The sequence below is a fragment of the Musicola keenii genome (assembly GCF_014855505.1).
GTDB lineage: Bacteria > Pseudomonadota > Gammaproteobacteria > Enterobacterales > Enterobacteriaceae > Musicola > Musicola paradisiaca.
In genome coordinates this window covers 1-19327 of sequence record NZ_JAAWVW010000009.1, presented here as the reverse complement: position 1 = coordinate 19327, position 19327 = coordinate 1, and the positions used below count along the sequence as shown (strand labels likewise).

Annotated in this window: 16 protein-coding genes and 1 pseudogene; 13 read left to right on the top strand and 4 right to left on the bottom strand. The window is 55.1% G+C overall.

The genetic code is table 11. From position 1 onward, the window contains the following. Nucleotides 1–26 precede the first annotated feature (26 nt). The 3 genes from HEP82_RS11380 to fadK all read left to right on the top strand — a co-directional run bounded on the left by HEP82_RS11380 (nt 27) and on the right by fadK (nt 3532). Nucleotides 27–1316 carry an FAD-dependent oxidoreductase gene (locus HEP82_RS11380; protein WP_192458187.1) on the top strand — a complete coding sequence of 430 codons (1290 nt, stop codon included), beginning with the start codon at nt 27–29 and terminating at the stop codon, nt 1314–1316. Beyond that, nucleotides 1313–1606, top strand: a complete 294-nt coding sequence (locus HEP82_RS11375; protein WP_192458186.1) for a 4Fe-4S dicluster domain-containing protein — start codon at nt 1313–1315, stop codon at nt 1604–1606. Before HEP82_RS11380 ends, HEP82_RS11375 begins: the two co-directional genes overlap by 4 nt. 258 nt (nt 1607–1864) lie before the next feature. Then, a complete protein-coding gene (gene fadK, locus HEP82_RS11370) occupies nt 1865–3532 on the top strand; it encodes a medium-chain fatty-acid--CoA ligase (protein ID WP_192458185.1) in 1668 nt (555 codons plus the stop codon). Nucleotides 3533–3844: 312 nt separating this feature from the next. On the opposite strand, the gene HEP82_RS11365 is transcribed toward fadK, so the two are convergent. From HEP82_RS11365 to HEP82_RS11355, 3 genes are all read right to left on the bottom strand, one after another. Next, a complete protein-coding gene (locus HEP82_RS11365; protein WP_192458184.1) occupies nt 3845–4834 on the bottom strand; it encodes a helix-turn-helix domain-containing protein in 990 nt (329 codons plus the stop codon). A 101-nt stretch (nt 4835–4935) separates the two neighbouring features. Then, nucleotides 4936–6237, bottom strand: a complete 1302-nt coding sequence (locus HEP82_RS11360) for an MFS transporter (RefSeq protein ID WP_192458183.1) — start codon at nt 6235–6237, stop codon at nt 4936–4938. Nucleotides 6238–6473: 236 nt separating this feature from the next. Next, nucleotides 6474–7640, bottom strand: a complete 1167-nt coding sequence (locus HEP82_RS11355; protein ID WP_012765021.1) for an acyl-CoA dehydrogenase family protein — start codon at nt 7638–7640, stop codon at nt 6474–6476. Nucleotides 7641–8277: 637 nt separating this feature from the next. Here HEP82_RS11355 and HEP82_RS11350 point away from each other — a divergent pair. The 6 genes from HEP82_RS11350 to HEP82_RS11325 all read left to right on the top strand — a co-directional run bounded on the left by HEP82_RS11350 (nt 8278) and on the right by HEP82_RS11325 (nt 16002). Further along, the gene (locus tag HEP82_RS11350; RefSeq protein WP_192458182.1) at nt 8278–9423 is read left to right on the top strand and encodes an acyl-CoA dehydrogenase; all 1146 of its coding nucleotides are present in this window, start codon (nt 8278–8280) and stop codon (nt 9421–9423) included. Nucleotides 9424–9425: 2 nt separating this feature from the next. Continuing rightward, nucleotides 9426–9989, top strand: a complete 564-nt coding sequence (locus HEP82_RS11345; protein ID WP_192458181.1) for a desulfoferrodoxin family protein — start codon at nt 9426–9428, stop codon at nt 9987–9989. Between the two features lie 287 nt (nt 9990–10276). After that, nucleotides 10277–12154 (top strand): beta-glucoside-specific PTS transporter subunit IIABC, encoded by a 1878-nt coding sequence (locus HEP82_RS11340; protein ID WP_192458180.1) that lies wholly within the window; start codon nt 10277–10279, stop codon nt 12152–12154. A gap of 33 nt (nt 12155–12187) precedes the next feature. Further along, nucleotides 12188–13018 carry a BglG family transcription antiterminator LicT gene (licT, locus tag HEP82_RS11335; protein ID WP_192458179.1) on the top strand — a complete coding sequence of 277 codons (831 nt, stop codon included), beginning with the start codon at nt 12188–12190 and terminating at the stop codon, nt 13016–13018. 259 nt (nt 13019–13277) lie between these two features. Continuing rightward, nucleotides 13278–14672 (top strand): glycoside hydrolase family 1 protein, encoded by a 1395-nt coding sequence (locus HEP82_RS11330; RefSeq protein WP_192458178.1) that lies wholly within the window; start codon nt 13278–13280, stop codon nt 14670–14672. Nucleotides 14673–14877: 205 nt separating this feature from the next. Next, nucleotides 14878–16002 (top strand): ribosomal protein uL16 3-hydroxylase, encoded by a 1125-nt coding sequence (locus HEP82_RS11325; protein ID WP_192458177.1) that lies wholly within the window; start codon nt 14878–14880, stop codon nt 16000–16002. A gap of 89 nt (nt 16003–16091) precedes the next feature. Here the strand turns inward: HEP82_RS11325 and HEP82_RS11320 are convergent, their stop codons facing one another. Beyond that, nucleotides 16092–16841 carry an SDR family oxidoreductase gene (locus HEP82_RS11320; protein ID WP_192458176.1) on the bottom strand — a complete coding sequence of 250 codons (750 nt, stop codon included), beginning with the start codon at nt 16839–16841 and terminating at the stop codon, nt 16092–16094. Between the two features lie 439 nt (nt 16842–17280). Between HEP82_RS11320 and HEP82_RS11315 the strand changes: the two genes are divergently transcribed. The 4 genes and pseudogenes from HEP82_RS11315 to HEP82_RS11300 all read left to right on the top strand — a co-directional run. Then, nucleotides 17281–18063 carry an alpha/beta fold hydrolase gene (locus tag HEP82_RS11315; RefSeq protein WP_192458175.1) on the top strand — a complete coding sequence of 261 codons (783 nt, stop codon included), beginning with the start codon at nt 17281–17283 and terminating at the stop codon, nt 18061–18063. 96 nt (nt 18064–18159) lie between these two features. Continuing rightward, complete coding sequence (locus HEP82_RS11310; RefSeq protein ID WP_192458174.1) at nt 18160–18723, top strand: peptidylprolyl isomerase; 564 nt, start codon at nt 18160–18162, stop codon at nt 18721–18723. Nucleotides 18724–18756: 33 nt separating this feature from the next. Next, nucleotides 18757–19083 (top strand): hypothetical protein, encoded by a 327-nt coding sequence (locus tag HEP82_RS11305; protein WP_192458173.1) that lies wholly within the window; start codon nt 18757–18759, stop codon nt 19081–19083. A 10-nt stretch (nt 19084–19093) separates the two neighbouring features. Then, nucleotides 19094–19327 (top strand): annotated as a pseudogene (locus tag HEP82_RS11300) (MBL fold metallo-hydrolase); the annotation flags it as partial.

Here is a 19327-nt window from a genome sequence, read left to right as displayed (position 1 = left end):
GTGGCGGGATTAAGGGAGCCGAAGCAATGTCGGAAGAAAAATTTGATGCCATCGTGGTCGGCGCCGGCGTTGCCGGTTGCGTCGCCGGATATGTGATGGCGAAAGCCGGGTTGGATGTGTTGGTGGTTGAGCGCGGCAACACGGCGGGCAGCAAGAATATGACCGGCGGGCGTCTGTACGCGCACAGCCTGGAAAAAATCATACCGGGCTTTGCGCAAGAAGCACCGGTCGAGCGCAAAGTGACCCGGGAGAAGATCTCTTTTCTCACCGAAGACAGCGCCGTCACGATGGATTACCACAGCGAGCAGCCGGATATCGCGTCGAAAGCCTCCTACACCGTATTGCGTAATCTGTTCGACCCGTGGCTGATGGAAAAAGCGGAAGAAGCCGGTGCGCAGTTTATTCCCGGCGTTCGTGTCGATTCACTGGTGCGCGAGGGCAACCGGGTGGTCGGCGTGCAGGCGGGCGACGACGTATTGGAAGCCAACATCGTGATTCTGGCCGAAGGCGTTAATTCGCTGTTGGGCCGATCTATCGGCATGGTACAGAAATCATCGCCGCATCATTACGCCGTCGGCGTGAAAGAGCTGATCGCGCTGCCGTCCTCCGTGATCGAAGATCGTTTTAATCTTGCTGCCGGTGAAGGCGCGGCCTGGCTGTTCGCCGGATCGCCGTCAAACGGCCTGATGGGCGGCGGATTCCTTTACACCAACCGGGATACGATTTCATTGGGGCTGGTTTGTGGTCTGGGCGATATCGAGCACGCCACCAAGAGCGTGCCGCAGATGCTGGAAGACTTTAAACAGCACCCGACTATCCGTCCGCTGATTCAGGGCGGCACATTACAAGAATATTCCGCGCACGTCGTGCCGGAAGGCGGGCTGGAGATGGTGCCGCAGCTGGCGAGCGACGGCGTGATGATTGTTGGGGACGCGGCCGGATTGTGTCTCAACATGGGCTTTACCGTCCGTGGTATGGATTTGGCCATCGCCTCGGCAGAAGCCGCCGCGCAGACCGCTATCGAAGCGAAGAGCACGCAGGACTTTTCCGCCGCCGGGCTGGCCGGGTACCGGAAAAAACTGGAGCAGAGCTTTGTGCTGCAGGACATGCAGCGTTACCGCAAGCTGCCGGCAATGATGGAAAACCCGCGCATGTTTACTCAGTATCCGCAGATGGTCGCCGGCATCATGAGCGACTTGTTTGTGATTGATGGCAGCCCCAGCAAGTCCATGGGTTCGAAAATCATGGGCCGCGCTAAAAAGGTAGGGCTGATGAACCTGTTGAAAGATGGCATCAAGGGGGCGACAGCGCTATGAGCAACGAAAATAGCGTCAATGTTGACGTCAAACTGGGCATCAACAAGTTCCATGTGGATGAAGGGAATCCGCATATCGTGCTGGTGGATAAACCGGCGCAAGATCAGTTTAACAAACTGGTGAAGGCTTGCCCGGCCGGGCTCTACAAGCAGGATAGCGAAGGCAATATCCACTTTGATTACGCCGGCTGCCTGGAGTGCGGCACTTGCCGGATCCTGTGCGGCGATACGATCCTGGAAAAATGGGAGTACCCCCAGGGCACGTTCGGTATTGAGTTCCGCTTTGGTTGATTGATGTGACCTGCCGGGGCCATCGGCGCCGGCGGTGGGAATGGACAGAGGCCGACAGCGATGTTCCCGCCGGTTGAGACGGTTCGATGTGTCGGCAAGTGATGATGGAACGACAGGGTATCGTGCGCTGTGTTACCACCCACCGGTATGCGCGGGACGCTCGCAGGGGGAGGCCTCTCCCCTTGTGTTTCCCCCGATAACCGGTAGAGGAGCAACGCATCCCGCGAGAGTTCTGCTGTGTATAACAGAGACAACATAATGACTGTCACAATCAAATTTAACGCCGAACGCCGGGCTTTGTACCGGCGGATGGGTTATTGGGGAGATGCGTCGCTTGGCGACTACTGGCACCAGGCAGCGAAGGCCGCGCCCGACAAGACCGCGGTAATCGACAATCAGGGAACCGCCTATACCTACGCTGAACTGGACAGTGCTGCCGGTAGCCTGGCGTCCTATCTGTTGGCGTGCGGCATTAAGCCGGGCGATCGGGTAGCGTTTCAGCTTCCCGGTTGGAGCGAATTCACGCTGATTTATCTGGCTTGTCTGAAAGTCGGCGCGGTGTCGGTTCCGCTGCTGCCGGCCTACCGGGAAACCGAACTGATCTGGACCCTCAACAAAAGTCAGGCGCGGGTGTTGTTCGTGCCGACCCGTTTCAAAAACACCAACCCGCTGGAGCTGGTCACGCCATTGCGGGATCAACTGCCGCACCTGCAACACCTGGTGGCAGTGGACAAACTGGCCCCCGCGACCTCGACGCCGGCGCTCAGCCAACTGTTGCAGGACTATCCGCCGTTGGCGCAACCGGTCAGCGTCAACGGTGACGAGTTGGCCGCGGTACTGTTCACTTCCGGTACGGAAGGGGTGCCGAAGGGGGTGATGCTGACCCACAACAATATTCTCGCCAGCGAGCGTGCTTACGCTTCCACCCTGAATCTCAACTGGATGGACACCATCCTGATGCCGGCGCCGCTGGCGCACGCCACCGGTTTTCTGCATGGCGTCACCCTGCCGTTTCTCATCGGAGGGCGCAGCGTGTTGCTGGATATCTTCAACCCGACGCACTGCCTCACACTGCTGGAACGGGAACACTGCACCTGTGTGCTGGGGGCGACGCCGTTCGTTTACGATTTGCTGTGCACCGTACAGCAACACCCCTACGACCTGTCGTCGCTGCGCTTTTTCTTGTGCGGCGGCACCACCATTCCGAAAAAAATCACCCGCGATTGCCTGCAAGCCGGCATCAAACTGCTGAGCGTGTATGGCGCGACGGAAAGCTCGCCTCATGCGGTGGTTAAGCTGGATGATCCGCTGTCTCGCGTGGTCAACACCGACGGCACCGCCGTCGCCGGGGTGGAAATCCGGGTGGTCGACAAGCAGCACCAGACGGTGCCCTGCGGCGAAGAAGGCGAGGAAGCCTCTCGCGGCCCGCAGGTGTTTATGGGGTATCTGGACGAGCCGGAATTGACGGCGCGTGCGCTGGATGAAGACGGCTGGTATTACAGCGGTGATCTGTGCCGGATGGACGAAGCGGGGTACATCAAGATCACCGGCCGCAAGAAGGACATCATCGTGCGCGGCGGCGAGAACATCAGCAGCCGTGAAGTGGAAGAGATTCTGATGCAGCATCCGCGGGTGCGCGATGCCGGCGTCGTCGCCATGCCGGATGAACGTCTGGGGGAACGCACCTGTGCTTATGTGGTGTTGCAAGAGTCCTGCGCCATACTGACGCTGGAGGAAGTGATTGCGTTTTTCTGCCGCAAGCGTGTCGCCAAATACAAGTACCCCGAGCATCTGGTGGTGATTGATCATCTGCCGCGCACTGCGTCGGGGAAAATCAAAAAGTACCTGCTGCGGCAGGATATCGCCCAGCGCCTCGGTTTGGCGGAAGAGCCGACGGCGATTTCCGACACCTCACTGCATGTCTAGTAAAAAGCCGCCTTCAAAGAAGGCGGCTTTGATGTAGCCCCCTGAAAGGGGGCCAACATCTTTATTCGCCACTCTTTAGCCTTCTTCTCGAATGCATTACCGAGGAAAAAACCTCACAGTCTCTCTGAATCATCAAAGTGTAAGATGAAACATTTACGCATGGGCTTTCTTCAGGCTAGAGCCTCACAGGAACAATCACCACCTCCCGAGGAGTTGGTTTAACGCTGACAATAAAAACCCCCGGCGTTATGACGCGCCGGGGGTTTTTTAGTGTGCCTGCTCGTCTGAGTCAGGCGGTTGCAGGGAATGCCTTCAGGCGAACGTTAACTGCCGAGTGTCTTCCTCTTCTTCTTCGTCAACGCGGCCTTTGGCGTTGTGGGCCGGCGTCGCGTTGGGCACATTTTCTGATAACACGATCTGTTTGACCGCCAGCTCGCGAAACTGGGTGGGGCTAACGCCGGCGTGCTTGTGAAAGAAGCGGGTGAAATAGGCCTCGTCGTTGAAGCCGAGCGAAGCCGCCAGCTGTTTGATGGTTTTGGCGGTATACACCAGATCGCGTTGCGCTTCCTGAATTACCCGCATATTGATCACATCCAGGCTCGACATGCCGAGTGCTTCCCGGCACAACCGCGACAGGTGGCCCGGCGACATGCCCATTTTGCAGGCGTAGTCGTTAACCGACAGACGCTGGCGGAAACGCTGATCGACCAATTGCAGAAACTTGTTGATTTGCGCTGTCTTGCGCGAACAGATCTCGTATTCCTGCGGTTCCACCACCTGACCGCTGATGCGGGCAAGGTGCAAAAACAGCGAGGTCAACAGCGACATGCCCATGGCGAACTGGTTGATGTTGGGGATACGCAGTTCGCGCACCATGGCCTGATAGTAGCCCTGCACCACCTCGCAATCATCCGGTGTTTGCGCCAGTGAAATGATGCACGGGGTATCGACCAGTTTCATGACATTCGGCGCCAGCAGCGCGATGGTCGATTCCAGCGGTTTCTGGGAGGCAGTGATGGTCAGTCCTTCCGAATCCGGCGTGTATTCCAGCCCGTGTACCGTTTGGGCGGGGATCAGAATCAGACACGGGGCATGTGCCTTGAAACGGGTGTAATTCAACAACACATCCACGTCCCCTTGCTGGATGAACAACACTTGCAGCAGGGATTCGTGCACATGGGGCGACACCTTCCAGTTCAGCGACCGGGAGCGAAAAGACAAATGTTCCACATTAAAGAAGTTTTCCCAGCTTAGTTCAGACTGTTCGCCATAGAGCGCATAGGCAGGAATGGTGGTATTCATGGTGATTCCCTTATTGTCGAACCATTGATAATTATGCACTTATTCGATTTTCTTCACCGGTGCGAATGGCGAAAATCCGCGCAGTCGCACCGGTGTCGTCATTACCCAGCGTGATGCAGCGATCGGTGCTGTGCATCTTTGCGGGTGATCGGTTGGATCCGCGCCATCCACATAAACAATGCACCGATGATGGCCAGCGTCGCACCCAGATACAGGGCGTATTCATACTGCCCGGTCAGGTCGATGATCAGACCGGAGAAAACCGGCGCGAGAATACCCGCCGTAGTGCCGAATACGCCGTTGAGCCCGACTAGCATCCCGGTATTGCGGCGAGAAAACACCATCGGAATCGAGAAGTGCGCACCCATGGTGAAACACAGGAAAAAGTTGGAGGCCGAGATCAGCGCCGCAGCATTCCACAGGCTGTTGGCGCGGGTGCCGAGGATCAGAAATATGCCGGCCAGCAGCAGCCCGACCATCGGGGTCAGCTTGCGGCCCGCGCTCTGCCCCAGCCGGCGAACCGCGCCGTCCGTCACCACGCCGCCCAGCGGATAGGCGAGGATGGCGACCAGATACGGCAGCATCGACAGAATAGCGCTCTGTTTCAGGTTGATGCCGCGTCCCATGGCGAAGTAGGTGGGCAACCAGGTCATAAACAGGAAAAACAGATAGTTAGTGCAGAAGTAGCACAACGAACAGCACCAAACCGACGGGGTGGAGAGAATATCGCGACGGGTGATGGGATGCTCCTCATCGTCGGCGGTATGTGCGTCAGGTTTTTGACCGGCTTCGATGTAGGCCCGTTCCGTCGGGCTGATATGTCGGTCTTGCTGCGGGCGATTGCTGCCCATGCGCCACCACAGCAGGCACCAGACGAGACCCGGCGCGGCCAGCAGATAGAACACATGTTGCCATCCCCAGGTTTGAATAATCCAGGCGGCGATCACCATGGCGGCGGCGATGCCGGCTGGACAACCTATTTGCAACAACCCGGTACCCTTGCCGGATTCGTTGCGAGTGACCCAGTTCGACAGCAACGAAAAGTTGGCCGGCACCAGCAAACCTTGCCCGATGCCGACCAAAATACGCAGCGCCATCATGGTGCCCAACGTAGTGCCGAGCGGTGTCAGAAAGGTGAAGATGGCCCACCACAGCGTGCCGGTCATCAGTACGATGCCGCCGCCGAAACGGTCGGCGAGCATGCCGGCCGGCAGCATGGTGATGGCGTAGCCGATAAAGAAGGCGGTGGAGACCCAGCCGAATTGGGTGGCGCTCCAGCCATATTCTTGCATCAGCGCTGGACCGCACATGGACATACCGCTTCGGGCTACGAACATGACGAAATAGTCGATAATCAGCAGAACGACGATACCCCAGCGTCGGTTTCCTATTGATGTGCTCATGATGACTCCCGCGTGAAATCAGGAATGGCCGCCGATGGCGACCACGAAGATGAAGACATTTGACCTGAAGCGAGAGGGGGAGGACGGGGGGGACGGATGACCGCAGGGGGAAGCGTCGTCCCCGCAGGCGTCGTTTACCCGAGATGTCCCGCCAGCCCGTTCAGGTGGACGGCATTACGCGCGTCATTGGGCACCACAACATGGCCCCGACAGGTTTGCCGGGGCCAATGGGTGCGTTATTTGATGACGCCCTTGCTTTCAATCAGCGGGCGAGCGATGGTCAGACGCTGCACGGTGCGCGGCCCTTCTTCGAACCACAATGCGCGGGCGTCGCGGTACATGCGTTCTACCGGGCCGTAGGGGTTGTCTTCGAAGTAACCGATACCGCCGAAGATTTCCAAACAGCCGTCAGAGACGGTGCGTACCGTATCGATGCCGTGCAATTTACACATGGCCGAGACCATTTCGATGTCTTCGCCGCGGTCGAACTTACGGGCGCAGTCTTGCAGCATGACGCGCAGCGCGTGCACCTGGGTGCCCATATCCGCCAGCGTCTGCTGAATGGCCTGACGCGCGGTCAGCGGTTTGCCGAAGGTGACGCGATCCTTGGCGCGGGCGATGGCCAGTTCCAGGAAGCGCTGGGACATGCCCAAACAGGTGACGGCAATCATGGCGCGGGAGTGAGCCAGCGCGTTCATGAAGATATCCAGCCCGTCGCCTTCTTTGCCCATGATGTTGTGAGCCGGGACTTCGCAGTTTTCAAACCGTAGGTAGGCGTGACCGGCGCCGCGGCAACCCATCATGTGCGGCATCGGGTCGATGTAGTAGCCCGGCGTATTGGTTTCCACAAAGAACGCCGTCAGACCGCCTTTCTTGCGTTTGTTCTCGTCGGTAACGGCGATGACATAGGACGCATCGGAGATATCGGTGTGGGAAATCAGCGTCTTGGAACCGTTCAGGATGTATTTATCACCCTTGCGTACTGCGGTGGTGCGGATATCCGCGCCGGATCCGCACCCGGCTTCGGTCAGGGCAAAGTTGATGTAGGCGTCCTTATTGGCCAGCTTCGGCAGCCATTTGGCCCGCAGATCCTGGGCGCCATGATCGTAGAGGATACGCCAGTTCAACCCGTTGGCGTGGTGCAGGTTCATACGCATGCCACCTGGGCCGCGGCAGAACTCCTCCATGACGGAAAAAAATTGTTCGCAATTAAGCCCCATGCCGCCAAATTCTTCCGGGATAGCCAACCGGAATAAATCATTCTTGCGGCAGACATCGTAATAGGCATCCGGAAATACATTCGTCCTTTCCACTTCCAGCTGTAATTCCTCCAGATCATTTTCAGTGACCCGGCGGACTTTTTCCTTCAGCTCTGCCAACGCGCGTTCTGATAATATTGCCATATGCTTGCCTCTACGTATTATCAATTAACGATAAGTACAGGAGCAATAAACCACTGACCCGTAATATTTCGAATTTAGGGCGGGGCGACAGTATTGATTTCCCTTTCTTTTAATTCGTATTTCACGGATGTGAATAACACGTTAAATGATGAGGTGGCATCACTTTTTCATGGTTTATTACCTCTATTTGGTTGAGGGAAGTATAAGTACGGCGCGGAAATTCAAACCATTGACATTTGGCTCATAACGCTGGATAAATCGAACATTTATTTATTTTTATTTTAAAATCAATTGGTTGAATTATGGTGCTGGTCTTGTTTTTGTGTGTGGTGATTATTTTTTGGGAGCGAGCTCAAATTTTTAATTCGTCGGGAAAATTTGCATAAAATAAACATGCGTGGTGTATTTTTCATAACGTGTTTTTTGTGTTTCTCCTATAAGTTGAAATAATTTCCGTGTTCGTTTTGTCCTATTGATTATCAAAAACGTCTATCCTGTATTCATGCTTTCTGTTTTATTCTTGGCCCTGAAAATAAGCGTATTTAATTCATTTGTTTTTTAATGCTGTTTATCGACAGATTCGACGTGTGCCGGGAAATAATCATGCCCTGTGCGCCAGCCAATAACGGGAGGCATCATGGATTTTGCGTTAAGTGAAGAGCAGGAGTTACTGCTCGCCAGCATTCGGGAACTGATCAGCCGTGACTTTCCTGAATCCTATTTCAAAACATGCGACGAACAACACCGGTTCCCCCGCGAATTCTTTACGGCGCTGGCTGACAGCGGCATCGGGTTATTGGGTATTCCCGAAGAGTTGGGCGGCGTACCGGCGGATATGACGACGCAGATGCTGGTACTGGCGGAGATCGCCCGCATGGGCGCGCCGGCCTATATCATGACCGAAGGGCAGTGCATCCATAACATGCAGCGTTTCGGTAATGCCCGGCAACTGGCTATGACGGCGGAGGCCGGGCTGACCGGCGTGCCGGCCTATTCACTGGCGTTCACCGAACCGCAGGCCGGTTCAGACAATAACCGCATCGCCACCACCTACACCCGCAAAAACGGTAAGGTGTACCTCAACGGGCAGAAAACCTTTATCACCGGTGCCAAAGATTTGCCCTATATGCTGGTGCTGGCGCGCAATCCGGAACCGGAAGATCCCAAACGCTGTTTTACCCTGTGGTGGCTCGACCCGAATTCCCCCGGCGTCAAGCGCAATGATTTGCACAAGGTCGGCTGGCATATGATCAGCAACTGCGAAGTGTTTCTCGACAATGTCGAGGTGTCGGAAGAGGACATGGTCGGCCGCGAGGGCTGGGGCTTCATCCACATGATGGAAAACTTTGATATCGAACGGCTGGTGATCGCCGCCCATTCGCTGGGGGTGGCGGAATGCGCGTTTGAAGACGCCGCCCGCTATGCCAATCAGCGTGTTCAGTTCGATAAAACCATCGGCCAGTTCCAGATGACGCAACTCAAGCTGACCCAGATGGCGATCAAAATCCAGAACATGAAAAACTTTGTCTACCGTGTGGCCTGGGAGTGTGACCAGGGGCTGCCGATGCGGCAGTCGGCACCGATGTGTAAGCTTTACTGCGCCCAGTCCGCCTGCGAAGTCGTCGATGATGCGATGCAGATCCTGGGTGGGCTCGGTTATACCAATGACAGCCGCATCTCCCGCTTTTGGCGCGATGTGCGGGTGAACCGTATCGGTGGCGGTACCGATGAAATCATGGTGTATATCGCCGCCCGTCAGATCCTGAAGCAGTACGAGGGATAGCAATGACAGAGGTCTCTCAGCGTAAGGGGAGCGAGGAATCTGTCTCTGCCCGGCGCAGTACCCGGATCCGCAACAGTACCAAACCCGCCTTCAACACCCCTGCGCCGGCGTTTTACCGCTGCGATCACTGCCATCGGTTGGTGATCGCGGTGCAACCGACATCGCCATTATCATGTGCGTCCTTCTCTTGTTGCGGCGCGCCGATGACGGCGCTGGCGCTACAGGATGCGGATTCTCCGCTGGCCGCCCTGCACCAGCCGCACATGAAGGTTTCCGGCGGTTTCGACGCCAACGTGCTCAGCGTGACCGTGGGCGAACCGCTGCACCCGATGGCGGTGGAACATCATCTGGAGTGGATTTATCTCTATACGTTTCAGGGCGGGCAACTGAAATTCCTTAAACCGGGCGGTAAGCCCGGGGCGACGTTTTCACTGGCGGATGATGACGCTTATGTGTACTGCGATCGTCCAGTGTGTAAGGGCAGCCGCTGCAAGTTTAATTGCAAACGCGGCTTCAGCGCGTTTTGCTATTGCAGTCAGCACGGCCTGTGGCAATGTGCGTTTTAAACCCGAGGAATGGCGCGGCAATCAGCAGCAAGCTCCGGCGGTGACTGCCGTTTCCCCAGCGGGGAGGCCGACTGGCGAGGATGATACTCATCACAGATTGCAGCGCTGGCGCTTGAGTCGGGCACGGTGAATCGCTATAACAGCCGCTAAAGGACGTCATCAGGGCAACCTGAGCGAAACCTGATTCCCGTCATGTTGTTCTCAGCATGACGGGAATCAGGTTTTTTTTTGGCTTTTTCATGCAAGGACGAAAAAACCGAGCATCAATGGTGAACAAGGGGATAACCATGAATACTCAATCTCTTGCCCGAGACCTACTGAGGTTGGTGGGCGGCGAGGACAACGTCGCCACGCTGGTGCATTGCGCCACGCGCCTGCGGTTTACGTTGCGTAGCGCTATCAGCGCAACGGATGTGAGTGAGATCGAAGCGCTTGACGGGGTAGTGACCACCGTCAACAGCGCCGGGCAGTTCCAGGTGGTGATCGGCAATCGCGTTCCCGAGGTGTATCGGGCGTTCGGCGCAATTTCCGGCCTGTTGAATGATAGCCCCGGCGACCGCAACACGGCGGGGACGTCAACCGGCAACGCTTCCGTGCTGGGCAAATTGGTCGACTTGGTGTCCTCGATTTTTACGCCGTTGTTAGGCGCGATGGCGGCAGCCGGGGTGCTGAAAGGGGTATTGGCTATCGTGCTGGCGCTGGGGTGGCTCAGCGGCAAGGACAGCACCTTCGTCATTCTGCATGCGGCTTCCGACAGCCTGTTCTATTTTTTGCCGATGTTGCTGGCCATCACCTCGGCACGCAAATTTGACACCAATATTTTCGTCGCGGTTTCGATCGCCGGCGCACTGGTCTACCCGACCATCCAAGGGTTGTTCGACGCCGGCCGTGCGGTGACATTCCTCGGCATGCCGGTGGTGATGATGAAATACACCTCGTCGGTGCTGCCGATCATTCTTGCCGTGTGGGTGATGTCCCACGCCGAGCGCTTTCTCAACCGACGGATCCATGAAAGCGTGCGCAATATTCTGACGCCGTGCATTTTGCTGGTGGTTATGGTGCCGCTGACACTGATGACGATCGGGCCGATAGGCATCAGCGCCAGTAAGCTGGTTGCCTCGGTATTCGTCACCATTTATGAATTTAACCCGATTCTGGCCAGCGCGCTGATTGCTGCGGCCTGGCAGATTTTGGTGATTTTCGGCGTGCACTGGGGGTTTGTCAGTGTGTTTATCAACGATCTGTCGGTGATGGGCCGCAGTTTCCTTAAGGCATCGTCCAGCCCGTCGGTGTTTGCCCAGTCCGGCGCGTTGCTGGCGGTGATGCTGCGAACCCGGGATACCAAACTGCGGGCGTTGGCGGGAAGTACCTTCGTGGCGTCGTTGTTCGGCATCACCGAGCCGGGGGTCTACGGCGTCACGCTGAAATTGAAAAAGCCGTTTATTTGCGCCGTGATTGCGGCGGCGATTGGCGGCGGGGTGGTCGGGTATGCGAAGAGTTCGGCGATTTCGATGGGCATGCCGAGCCTGCTGACGCTGCCGATTTTCTACGGCGATGGGTTTATCGGTTTCGTATTGGGGTGCGCCATCGCGTTTGGAGTCAGCCTGGTGTTAACGCTGCTGGTGGGGTTTGAAGACAGCAAACCCGCGACGGAGACGGCGGGCAAGCCCGTGATGGCGGTGCAGCCGGCGCCGGCGCGCAAGCGCGCCGCGGTGGCCGAGAATCTGGGCTTGCCGATTCAGGGGGAAATCATTCCGTTGAGCGCGGTGGATGACAAGGTGTTTTCCTCCGGCATCGTTGGGCCGGGGGTTGCGATCCGGCCGCAGGAAGGCTGCGTGTATTCACCGGTGGAAGGTCAGGTGGTGAATGTCTATGCCAGCGGACATGCGATTGGGCTGCGTTCCCGTTCCGGCGCCGAAGTGCTGATCCACGTCGGCATTGACACCGTGCAGTTGGAGGGTCGCCATTATCAGATGAAGGTGGCGCAAGGTGAATGGGTCAGCCGGGGGCAGTTGTTGTTGGAGTTCGATCTCGCGGCGATAAAGGCTGCCGGTTATGACGCCACCACGCCGGTCATCGTTATCAATGCCGACGATTATCGCGCCGTTGACTACCCCATGGCGCCGCAGCCGAAGGTCGGCGAAACCATTATCGCGTTATCCTAAAGGGTAACGTCGCTTACTGGCGAGATGACTGTGATGAAAGTGGAAAAAGTGCTCAGCAATAACGCAGTCCTGCTTCTCAATGAAAATGAAGAGGAGATCGTCGCGATCGGCCGGGGAATAGGTTTTGGGAAAAAACCGGGCGATCGCGTTGACGCCAGCCAGATAGAGAGCCAGTTCGTCAAAAAATCGGAAGGATTGACCGAGGTATTTTCCCGGCTGCTGGCCGAGATCCCGCCGCTGTATCTGGCCGTCGTCCAGCAGATTATTACGCTGGCGCAGCAGCGGTTGTCCATCACCGTGCAGGATACGTTGTTCCTGTCGCTCAGCGATCATATTAATTTCGCCATCCAGAGGCATAAAAACGGATTGGAAATCAGGAATTTCCTGCTCTGGGACATCAAGCGTTTCTACGCGCCCGAATTTTCCGTCGGCATGGAAGCGCTGGCGCTGATCGAACAACGGTTGGCGATCGCTTTGCCGGAAGATGAGGCCGGATTTATCGCGCTGCATTTGGCCAATGCCAAAAATAACAGCGACATGCAAAGCACTATGCAGAGCGCCGTCATCATCAAGGATGTGCTGACCATCCTCAAATATGACCTGCGTATCACCTATGACGAATCATCGCTGGATTATCAGCGCTTTGTGACGCATTTGAAGTTTTTTGCGCTGCGTTTGCTCAACCGAAATACGGTCACTTATGCGGACGACAGCATCTATCAGGGCATCAGGGAGTTGATGCCCAAAGCCTATGCCAGCGCGATCAAGGTGAATGACTATGTTGAAAAACACTATCAGTGTCCGCTGACCACGGACGAAATCATGTTTCTGACTATTCATATCAATCGTCTGCGGGGGCGTTGAGGCCGTTGGTCGTACCGCGATACACCGGTGCGCGGCCAGGTTTTCAGGTGCTATCGTCCGCACGGTATCGAATGTGAACGTCGCACCGGCTGCGCATCGGGTTTCCCGTCTGGCCGGTTTTGCAACGACCGTATGGCGAAGCGACAGGTTTTCGGGTTATGCGACGGCGAGGTGTGTCGCCGAGGAAAGATGTCAACCGCCAGTAATCGACAACGCACCTGTTGTGTCGATGGCGAGCGTCATGATGAGGAGAATCTCGATGCAAAAAACATTTCCGGACGGGTTTCTATGGGGCGGTTCCCTGGCGGCAAACCAGGTGGAAGGCGCCTGGGACGAAGCGGGTAAAGGCGTTTCGACGTCCGACCTGCAACCGCATGGGATACACGGTAAGGCGGCGGGGCGAGCGGATCGGCCCGCTGGTATCAAGGACGTCGCCATCGATTTTTATCATCGCTATCCCGAGGATATCCAACTCTTCGCCGAAATGGGGTTCAAGGTGCTGCGCACGTCGATCGCCTGGACGCGCATCTACCCTAATGGTGATGAGGCGGAGCCGAACGAAGCCGGGCTGCGGTTTTACGATCGGCTATTCGATGAAATGATTCGTCACGGCATCCAGCCGTTGATCACGCTGTCGCATTACGAGATGCCGTACGGGTTGGTCGAGAAGTATGACGGCTGGGGCGGCCGCGAGACGATCGCCTGTTTTGAGCGCTATGCGCGTACGGTGTTTTCCCGCTATCGCGACAAGGTGAAATACTGGCTGACCTTCAATGAGATCAATATGGCGTTGCACGCGCCCTTTACCGGTGTCGGGCTGCGGGGCGAGCGAACCAAGCAGGCGATTTATCAGGCGATCCATCATCAGTTGGTGGCCAGCGCACGGGCGGTGAAAGCCTGCCACGAGCTAATTCCCGATGCGAAAATCGGCAATATGCTGTTGGGCGGCGTGCGCTACCCCATCACCTGTAAGCCGGCGGATGTGTTGAAGGCCCAACGCGTCAACCGTGAATGGCTGTTTTTCGGCGATGTGCAGGCACGGGGCACCTACCCGAACTGGATACAGCGCTATTTCCGGGAAAACGATATCCATCTGCAGATGACGGAACAGGATAGCGTCGACCTGCGGGAAACTGTCGATTTCATTTCCTTCAGTTACTACATGAGCGGGTGCGCGACGGCGGAACCGGAGAAATATCCCACCTCGCAGGGCAATATCATGAAGATGATCCCTAACCCGCATCTCGCCAGTTCCGAATGGGGTTGGCAGATTGACCCGGAAGGGCTGCGTTACTTGCTGAACGAATTACACGATCGCTACCAGAAACCGCTGTTTATCGTTGAAAACGGCCTGGGTGCGAAAGATGTGCCGCAAGCCGACGGCAGTATTCATGACGATTACCGTATCCAGTATCTGAAGGAACATCTGATTCAGGTGCGGGAGGCGATCGCCGACGGCGTCGAGCTGTTGGGGTACACCAGTTGGGGGCCGATCGATCTGGTCAGCGCCGGGACGGCGCAGATGTCGAAGCGCTACGGGTTCATTTACGTCGATCGCGACGATGACGGGCAGGGAACGCTGGAACGCCGCCGGAAGCAGAGTTTCTTTTGGTATCAGCAGGTCATCAAGAGCAACGGCGGCAGTCTGGCGTGAATGGCGTCGGCAATGCGGTTCGTTAGTGTTTCACTGTGCCGGGCGTCGTGCCGTTTTGCGGTGATTAGCGGTTAACCGCGCATCTTGTTGCTGCCTGCCAGACTGGCATTTTTACTGGCTAAGCACTATGCCTTGACCAATGACAAAGCGGCCCGATTATTCATCCTTTTATAATCGGGCCTGTTTTTTCTCACGGGTGTGCAGCATGGCTTATCAACTGAATCTTAACTGGCCTGAGTTTCTGGAAAAATACTGGCAGAAACAACCGGTTGTATTAAAAAATGCCTTTCCGAACTTTGTCGATCCGATTACGCCGGATGAACTGGCGGGGCTGGCGATGGAGGTGGAAGTCGACAGCCGTCTGGTCAGCCATATCAATGGCCAGTGGCAAGCCAGCAACGGGCCGTTTGAACACTTTGATGACCTGGGCGAGACCCATTGGTCTTTGCTGGCGCAGGCGGTCAACCATTGGCATGCGCCGTCGGCGGAACTGGTGCGCCCTTTTCGTGTACTGCCGGACTGGCGTCTGGATGACCTGATGATTTCGTTCTCGGTACCGGGTGGGGGCGTTGGGCCGCATATCGATCAGTACGATGTGTTTATCATTCAGGGCATGGGCAGCCGTCGCTGGCGCGTCGGCGATAAATTGCCGATGCGGCAGTTCTGCCCGCATCCGGCGCTGCTGCATGTCGACCCGTTCACGCCGATCATCGATGCGGATCTGCAACCGGGCGATATTTTATATATTCCGCCGGGTTTCCCGCACGACGGCATCACTCACCAAACTGCGCTCAACTATTCTGTGGGCTTCCGTGGGCCTAACGGCAGGGATTTAATCAGCAGTTTTGCCGACTATGCGCTGGAAAATGACCTTGGCGGCGAACATTACAGCGATCCTGATTTAACCTGTCGCGCGCATCCTGGGCGGGTTGAGGCGTATGAGCTTGAGCGCCTGCGTGGGATGATGATCGATGTGATTAATCAACCGGAGGACTTTACACAGTGGTTCGGCCGCTTCGCCACGACGCCGCGTCACGAGCTGGATATTGCGCCGGCTCAGCCCCCTTATGCCCCGGATGAAGTGGCCGATGTGTTGATGTCCGGCGAAGCGCTTACCCGTCTGAGCGGGCTGCGGGTGCTGCATATCGGCGACAGCTTTTTTGTGAATAGCGAACGCTGGGAGACGTGTGAGCCGGATGCGGCGGATGCCTTGTGCCGCTACACCACGCTCGGCCAGCACGAGTTGGGCGACGCGCTGCGTAACCCGGCGTTTATTGCGGAGCTGACCGGGTTGATTAATCAGGGTTACTGGTTCTTTGACGAAGAATAAGGCTGTTTAGCGTCGCTTCCGGGGACGTACATGGCGTGCCCGGAGGCTAACTTCCTGTTAGCGATGTGTGGCGCTAATACCTTGAGTTTTCATTTACCCCCGGCTAAATCGATAAAATTTCCAGTGACGTAGGACGATTCATCCGATAACAGCCAGGCGATCGCCTGAGCGACTTCGTCAGGGTGCCCACCCCGTTTCATCGGTAAATTATCTTTTACCCTGTCTACCCGACCGGGTTCTCCACCCGCTGCGTGCATTTCCGTATAAATGAATCCAGGCCGAACTGCATTGACTCTAATCCCCTGAGCGGCCACTTCCAGGGACAACCCAATCGTCATGGTATCCATCGCGCCTTTTGAGGCGGCATAGTCAACATATTCAAATGGAGATCCTAATCGTGATGCGGCAGATGACACATTTACAATACCTCCACCGTGGCCACCATATTGGAATGACATACGCTTAATGGCTTCTCTGGCACAGAGAAAGCTGCCAATAACATTGGTTGCGAATAGGGTATGCAAACGTTCATAGCTTAATTGATCAAATGTCGATTGAGGCTGAATGATGCCAGCATTATTAACCAGCCCGGAAACTCTGCCGATATTCTGGTCTATCTGCTGGAACAAATCGGTAATTTGTTCTTCTGATGATATATCGACGTGAAAAGCAGTCGCGTGCCCACCTTGTTTTTTGATCTCATTGATAACGTCTACCGCGCTATCCTTTCTTGTTCGGTAAGTAATACAGACATGATGCCCTTTCTCCGCCAGACAAAGCGCGGTGGCGCGCCCTATACCGCGAGACCCTCCGGTAATTAACGTGATTTTTCGGGGCATGCTAATCCTCCTCCTGGTGTATGTTGTTTCTATTGCTCGTTCATTGAATACGAATAAATAAAATAATCAACGATATACGCTCTTCCTGCAACCCGAATTATTTAGGGTATAGCAGCGAAAGTCATTACATTATTGTGAGTGCATTGATTACGGCACGGCTCCGCATCAATAAATTCGATAGCCACATCGAAATTATTCGGTAGAGGGGGGCTTTGAATTGTTTTAATAATAGTAACGCCAGCAAGATTGAATATCAAAAATACGAACGCTTCTTTCCATTGTATGGAATAAGACCATTTTAGATATTTCAAATATAGATATCTCCTGTCAATGGTTTGGCAGAAATTATCGGGTTTATCAGCAATTAAGATTGTCGGTTCATGGAGTACGACATGTGAAATCGACGAGATAGAAGCCAAAATAAGAATAGGGAGTATAAATGTTTATTCGGCCGGGTAAATTAACGCAGCACGTCGATGTGCAGGGGCGTGAAAATGCGACACCTCTGGTGCTTCTCCATTCGCTGGGGACAGATTTGCACCTTTGGGATTTGCAAATGCCGCGTTTGACTGAGCGTTATCGTGTTGTTCGTCTGGACATCCGTGGGCATGGGTTAAGCGCGGTCGACGCTCTGCCATTTTCAATGTCAGATTTAGCCGATGATGTCGTGGCGGCGCTGGATCATCTTCACATCAACGAATTCTACGTTGCCGGGGTGTCAATCGGCGGAACAATAGCGCAATGGCTTGGCTTCAAGCTCCCCAAACGAGTGCAGGGAATGATTATTGTCGATACTGCACTGGTGAATGCTGCTCCGCCGTCGCTCTGGCGAGCCCGAGCTGAAGATGTTTTTCACCATGGTGTTGAACATCTCGAAATGGGGATTTTGAGCAAATGGGTGACACCGAAATTTATCGACTCTCCTTACGCAGACGGTATGAAGCAGATGCTGCGCCGGACAACGGTTGAAGCCTTTGCGGGGTGCTCGTATGCCATCGCCGATACCGATCTTACCGACATGAAGATTCCGGGAGTAAGGGCTGTGGTTGTGAGAGGGAGTGAGGATCAACTGACGCCCCTGGACTACGCGCAACGTCTGGCTGAAAAGCGAAATGCAGAGTTGCATAACATACCCGGCGCTGCTCATTTACCGAATTTTGAGCAACCCGACGCACTCACTGATGAAATCATCTCGTTCATTGAGAAAAAGAACACACGGTAAAAATCCGCAGCAGAAAGACAGTCGTTGAAAGGGGTTAATGGGCAAATTTGGCATGGCAGATGATAAAAAGTCTGATGTGCTATCGGAGTAAATCATATGAATCGTCGGTTGTTTATTGGCGGAAGCCTGAGCCTGTGCGCAGGGGCGGTAATGCTTCCAGCCGTGTTTAAAGGGTTAATGAGCCAGCATGATCTCCTCGAGATGGAACTGGAGAGCGGATCCGTGACCATCAGCTTATTTCCCGATTTGGCGCCAAGCCATGTTGAACGCATAACATCGCTGGTGCAGGCCAAATTTTACGATGGCATGCCGTTTAGCCGGGTCATCTCAGGTTTTATGGCGCAAACGGGGGATCCGATAAAAGAGACGGGGTTGGATTACAGGCGCTTACCGCCGCTGGCCGCCGAATTTAATAGCCTGCCTTTTGAGCGTGGTACCGTCGGCATGGCCCGGTCTCGACATCCACACAGCGCCAGCCATCAGTTTTTTATCACTTCCGCCAGAGCCGGTTATTTAGACCAAAATTATACGGCTTTTGGGAAAGTCACTCGTGGTATCGAATTGATTGACCAACTTCGCCAGGGAGTTCCTGAAACAGGCTCGGTGGTGAATCCGGATGTCATTAAAAGCATCAGATTAGCAACTGCCAGAGCGGCATAAGCTTCAATACCCATCGGAGGGAGTCAATATAAGATGCCCAGCATTACGCTCTATACGTCTGCAAGCCATCGGTTAGATGCAGATTCTTTTGCGGAATTTTCAACTGCTTTAGCCCGTCTCGCCAAAGAGATATTGAACGCGAAAGAAAATAATATTCACATCAGCTACCTCACCGCAGAGATAGGTTTTGGCACGCCAGTCTATTTCGAAGCAAGGCTCAGGCAGGAAATTTTCCGAACCACGTCCGTATTGAATGAGTTTATGCACCAGGTTGATTTATTAATTAAGAAGAAGACAGGCGTCACGGCGCGAATTCGCTGTTTCTCTTTTGAAGCAAATCATATTTATGCCAAGAACTAAGGAACAAATAATGAATACCGATTTTCCAACCAGAGATCTCGGCGATATAGAGGTTACAGCAATTAGCGATGGATATTTGCAAGTCGGATTCGGAATGCTTTCAAATGTTGATGAGGACGAATGCGAAACCATTCAACGCAAGGCGAAAGTGAATGAACTCAACGCAGTTCATATTAATACCTTTCTGGTTCGTCGGAAGGGGAAAAATATTCTTATTGATAGCGGGGCAGGCGGTGTTAAGGGG

Coding starts and splice junctions, on each gene's coding strand:
- HEP82_RS11380 (WP_192458187.1), top strand. CDS start 27: ATGTCGGAAGAAAAATTTGATGCCATCGTGGTCGGCGCCGGCGTTGCC.
- HEP82_RS11375 (WP_192458186.1), top strand. CDS start 1,313: ATGAGCAACGAAAATAGCGTCAATGTTGACGTCAAACTGGGCATCAAC.
- fadK (WP_192458185.1), top strand. CDS start 1,865: ATGACTGTCACAATCAAATTTAACGCCGAACGCCGGGCTTTGTACCGG.
- HEP82_RS11365 (WP_192458184.1), bottom strand. CDS start 4,834: ATGAATACCACCATTCCTGCCTATGCGCTCTATGGCGAACAGTCTGAA.
- HEP82_RS11360 (WP_192458183.1), bottom strand. CDS start 6,237: ATGAGCACATCAATAGGAAACCGACGCTGGGGTATCGTCGTTCTGCTG.
- HEP82_RS11355 (WP_012765021.1), bottom strand. CDS start 7,640: ATGGCAATATTATCAGAACGCGCGTTGGCAGAGCTGAAGGAAAAAGTC.
- HEP82_RS11350 (WP_192458182.1), top strand. CDS start 8,278: ATGGATTTTGCGTTAAGTGAAGAGCAGGAGTTACTGCTCGCCAGCATT.
- HEP82_RS11345 (WP_192458181.1), top strand. CDS start 9,426: ATGACAGAGGTCTCTCAGCGTAAGGGGAGCGAGGAATCTGTCTCTGCC.
- HEP82_RS11340 (WP_192458180.1), top strand. CDS start 10,277: ATGAATACTCAATCTCTTGCCCGAGACCTACTGAGGTTGGTGGGCGGC.
- licT (WP_192458179.1), top strand. CDS start 12,188: ATGAAAGTGGAAAAAGTGCTCAGCAATAACGCAGTCCTGCTTCTCAAT.
- HEP82_RS11330 (WP_192458178.1), top strand. CDS start 13,278: ATGCAAAAAACATTTCCGGACGGGTTTCTATGGGGCGGTTCCCTGGCG.
- HEP82_RS11325 (WP_192458177.1), top strand. CDS start 14,878: ATGGCTTATCAACTGAATCTTAACTGGCCTGAGTTTCTGGAAAAATAC.
- HEP82_RS11320 (WP_192458176.1), bottom strand. CDS start 16,841: ATGCCCCGAAAAATCACGTTAATTACCGGAGGGTCTCGCGGTATAGGG.
- HEP82_RS11315 (WP_192458175.1), top strand. CDS start 17,281: ATGTTTATTCGGCCGGGTAAATTAACGCAGCACGTCGATGTGCAGGGG.
- HEP82_RS11310 (WP_192458174.1), top strand. CDS start 18,160: ATGAATCGTCGGTTGTTTATTGGCGGAAGCCTGAGCCTGTGCGCAGGG.
- HEP82_RS11305 (WP_192458173.1), top strand. CDS start 18,757: ATGCCCAGCATTACGCTCTATACGTCTGCAAGCCATCGGTTAGATGCA.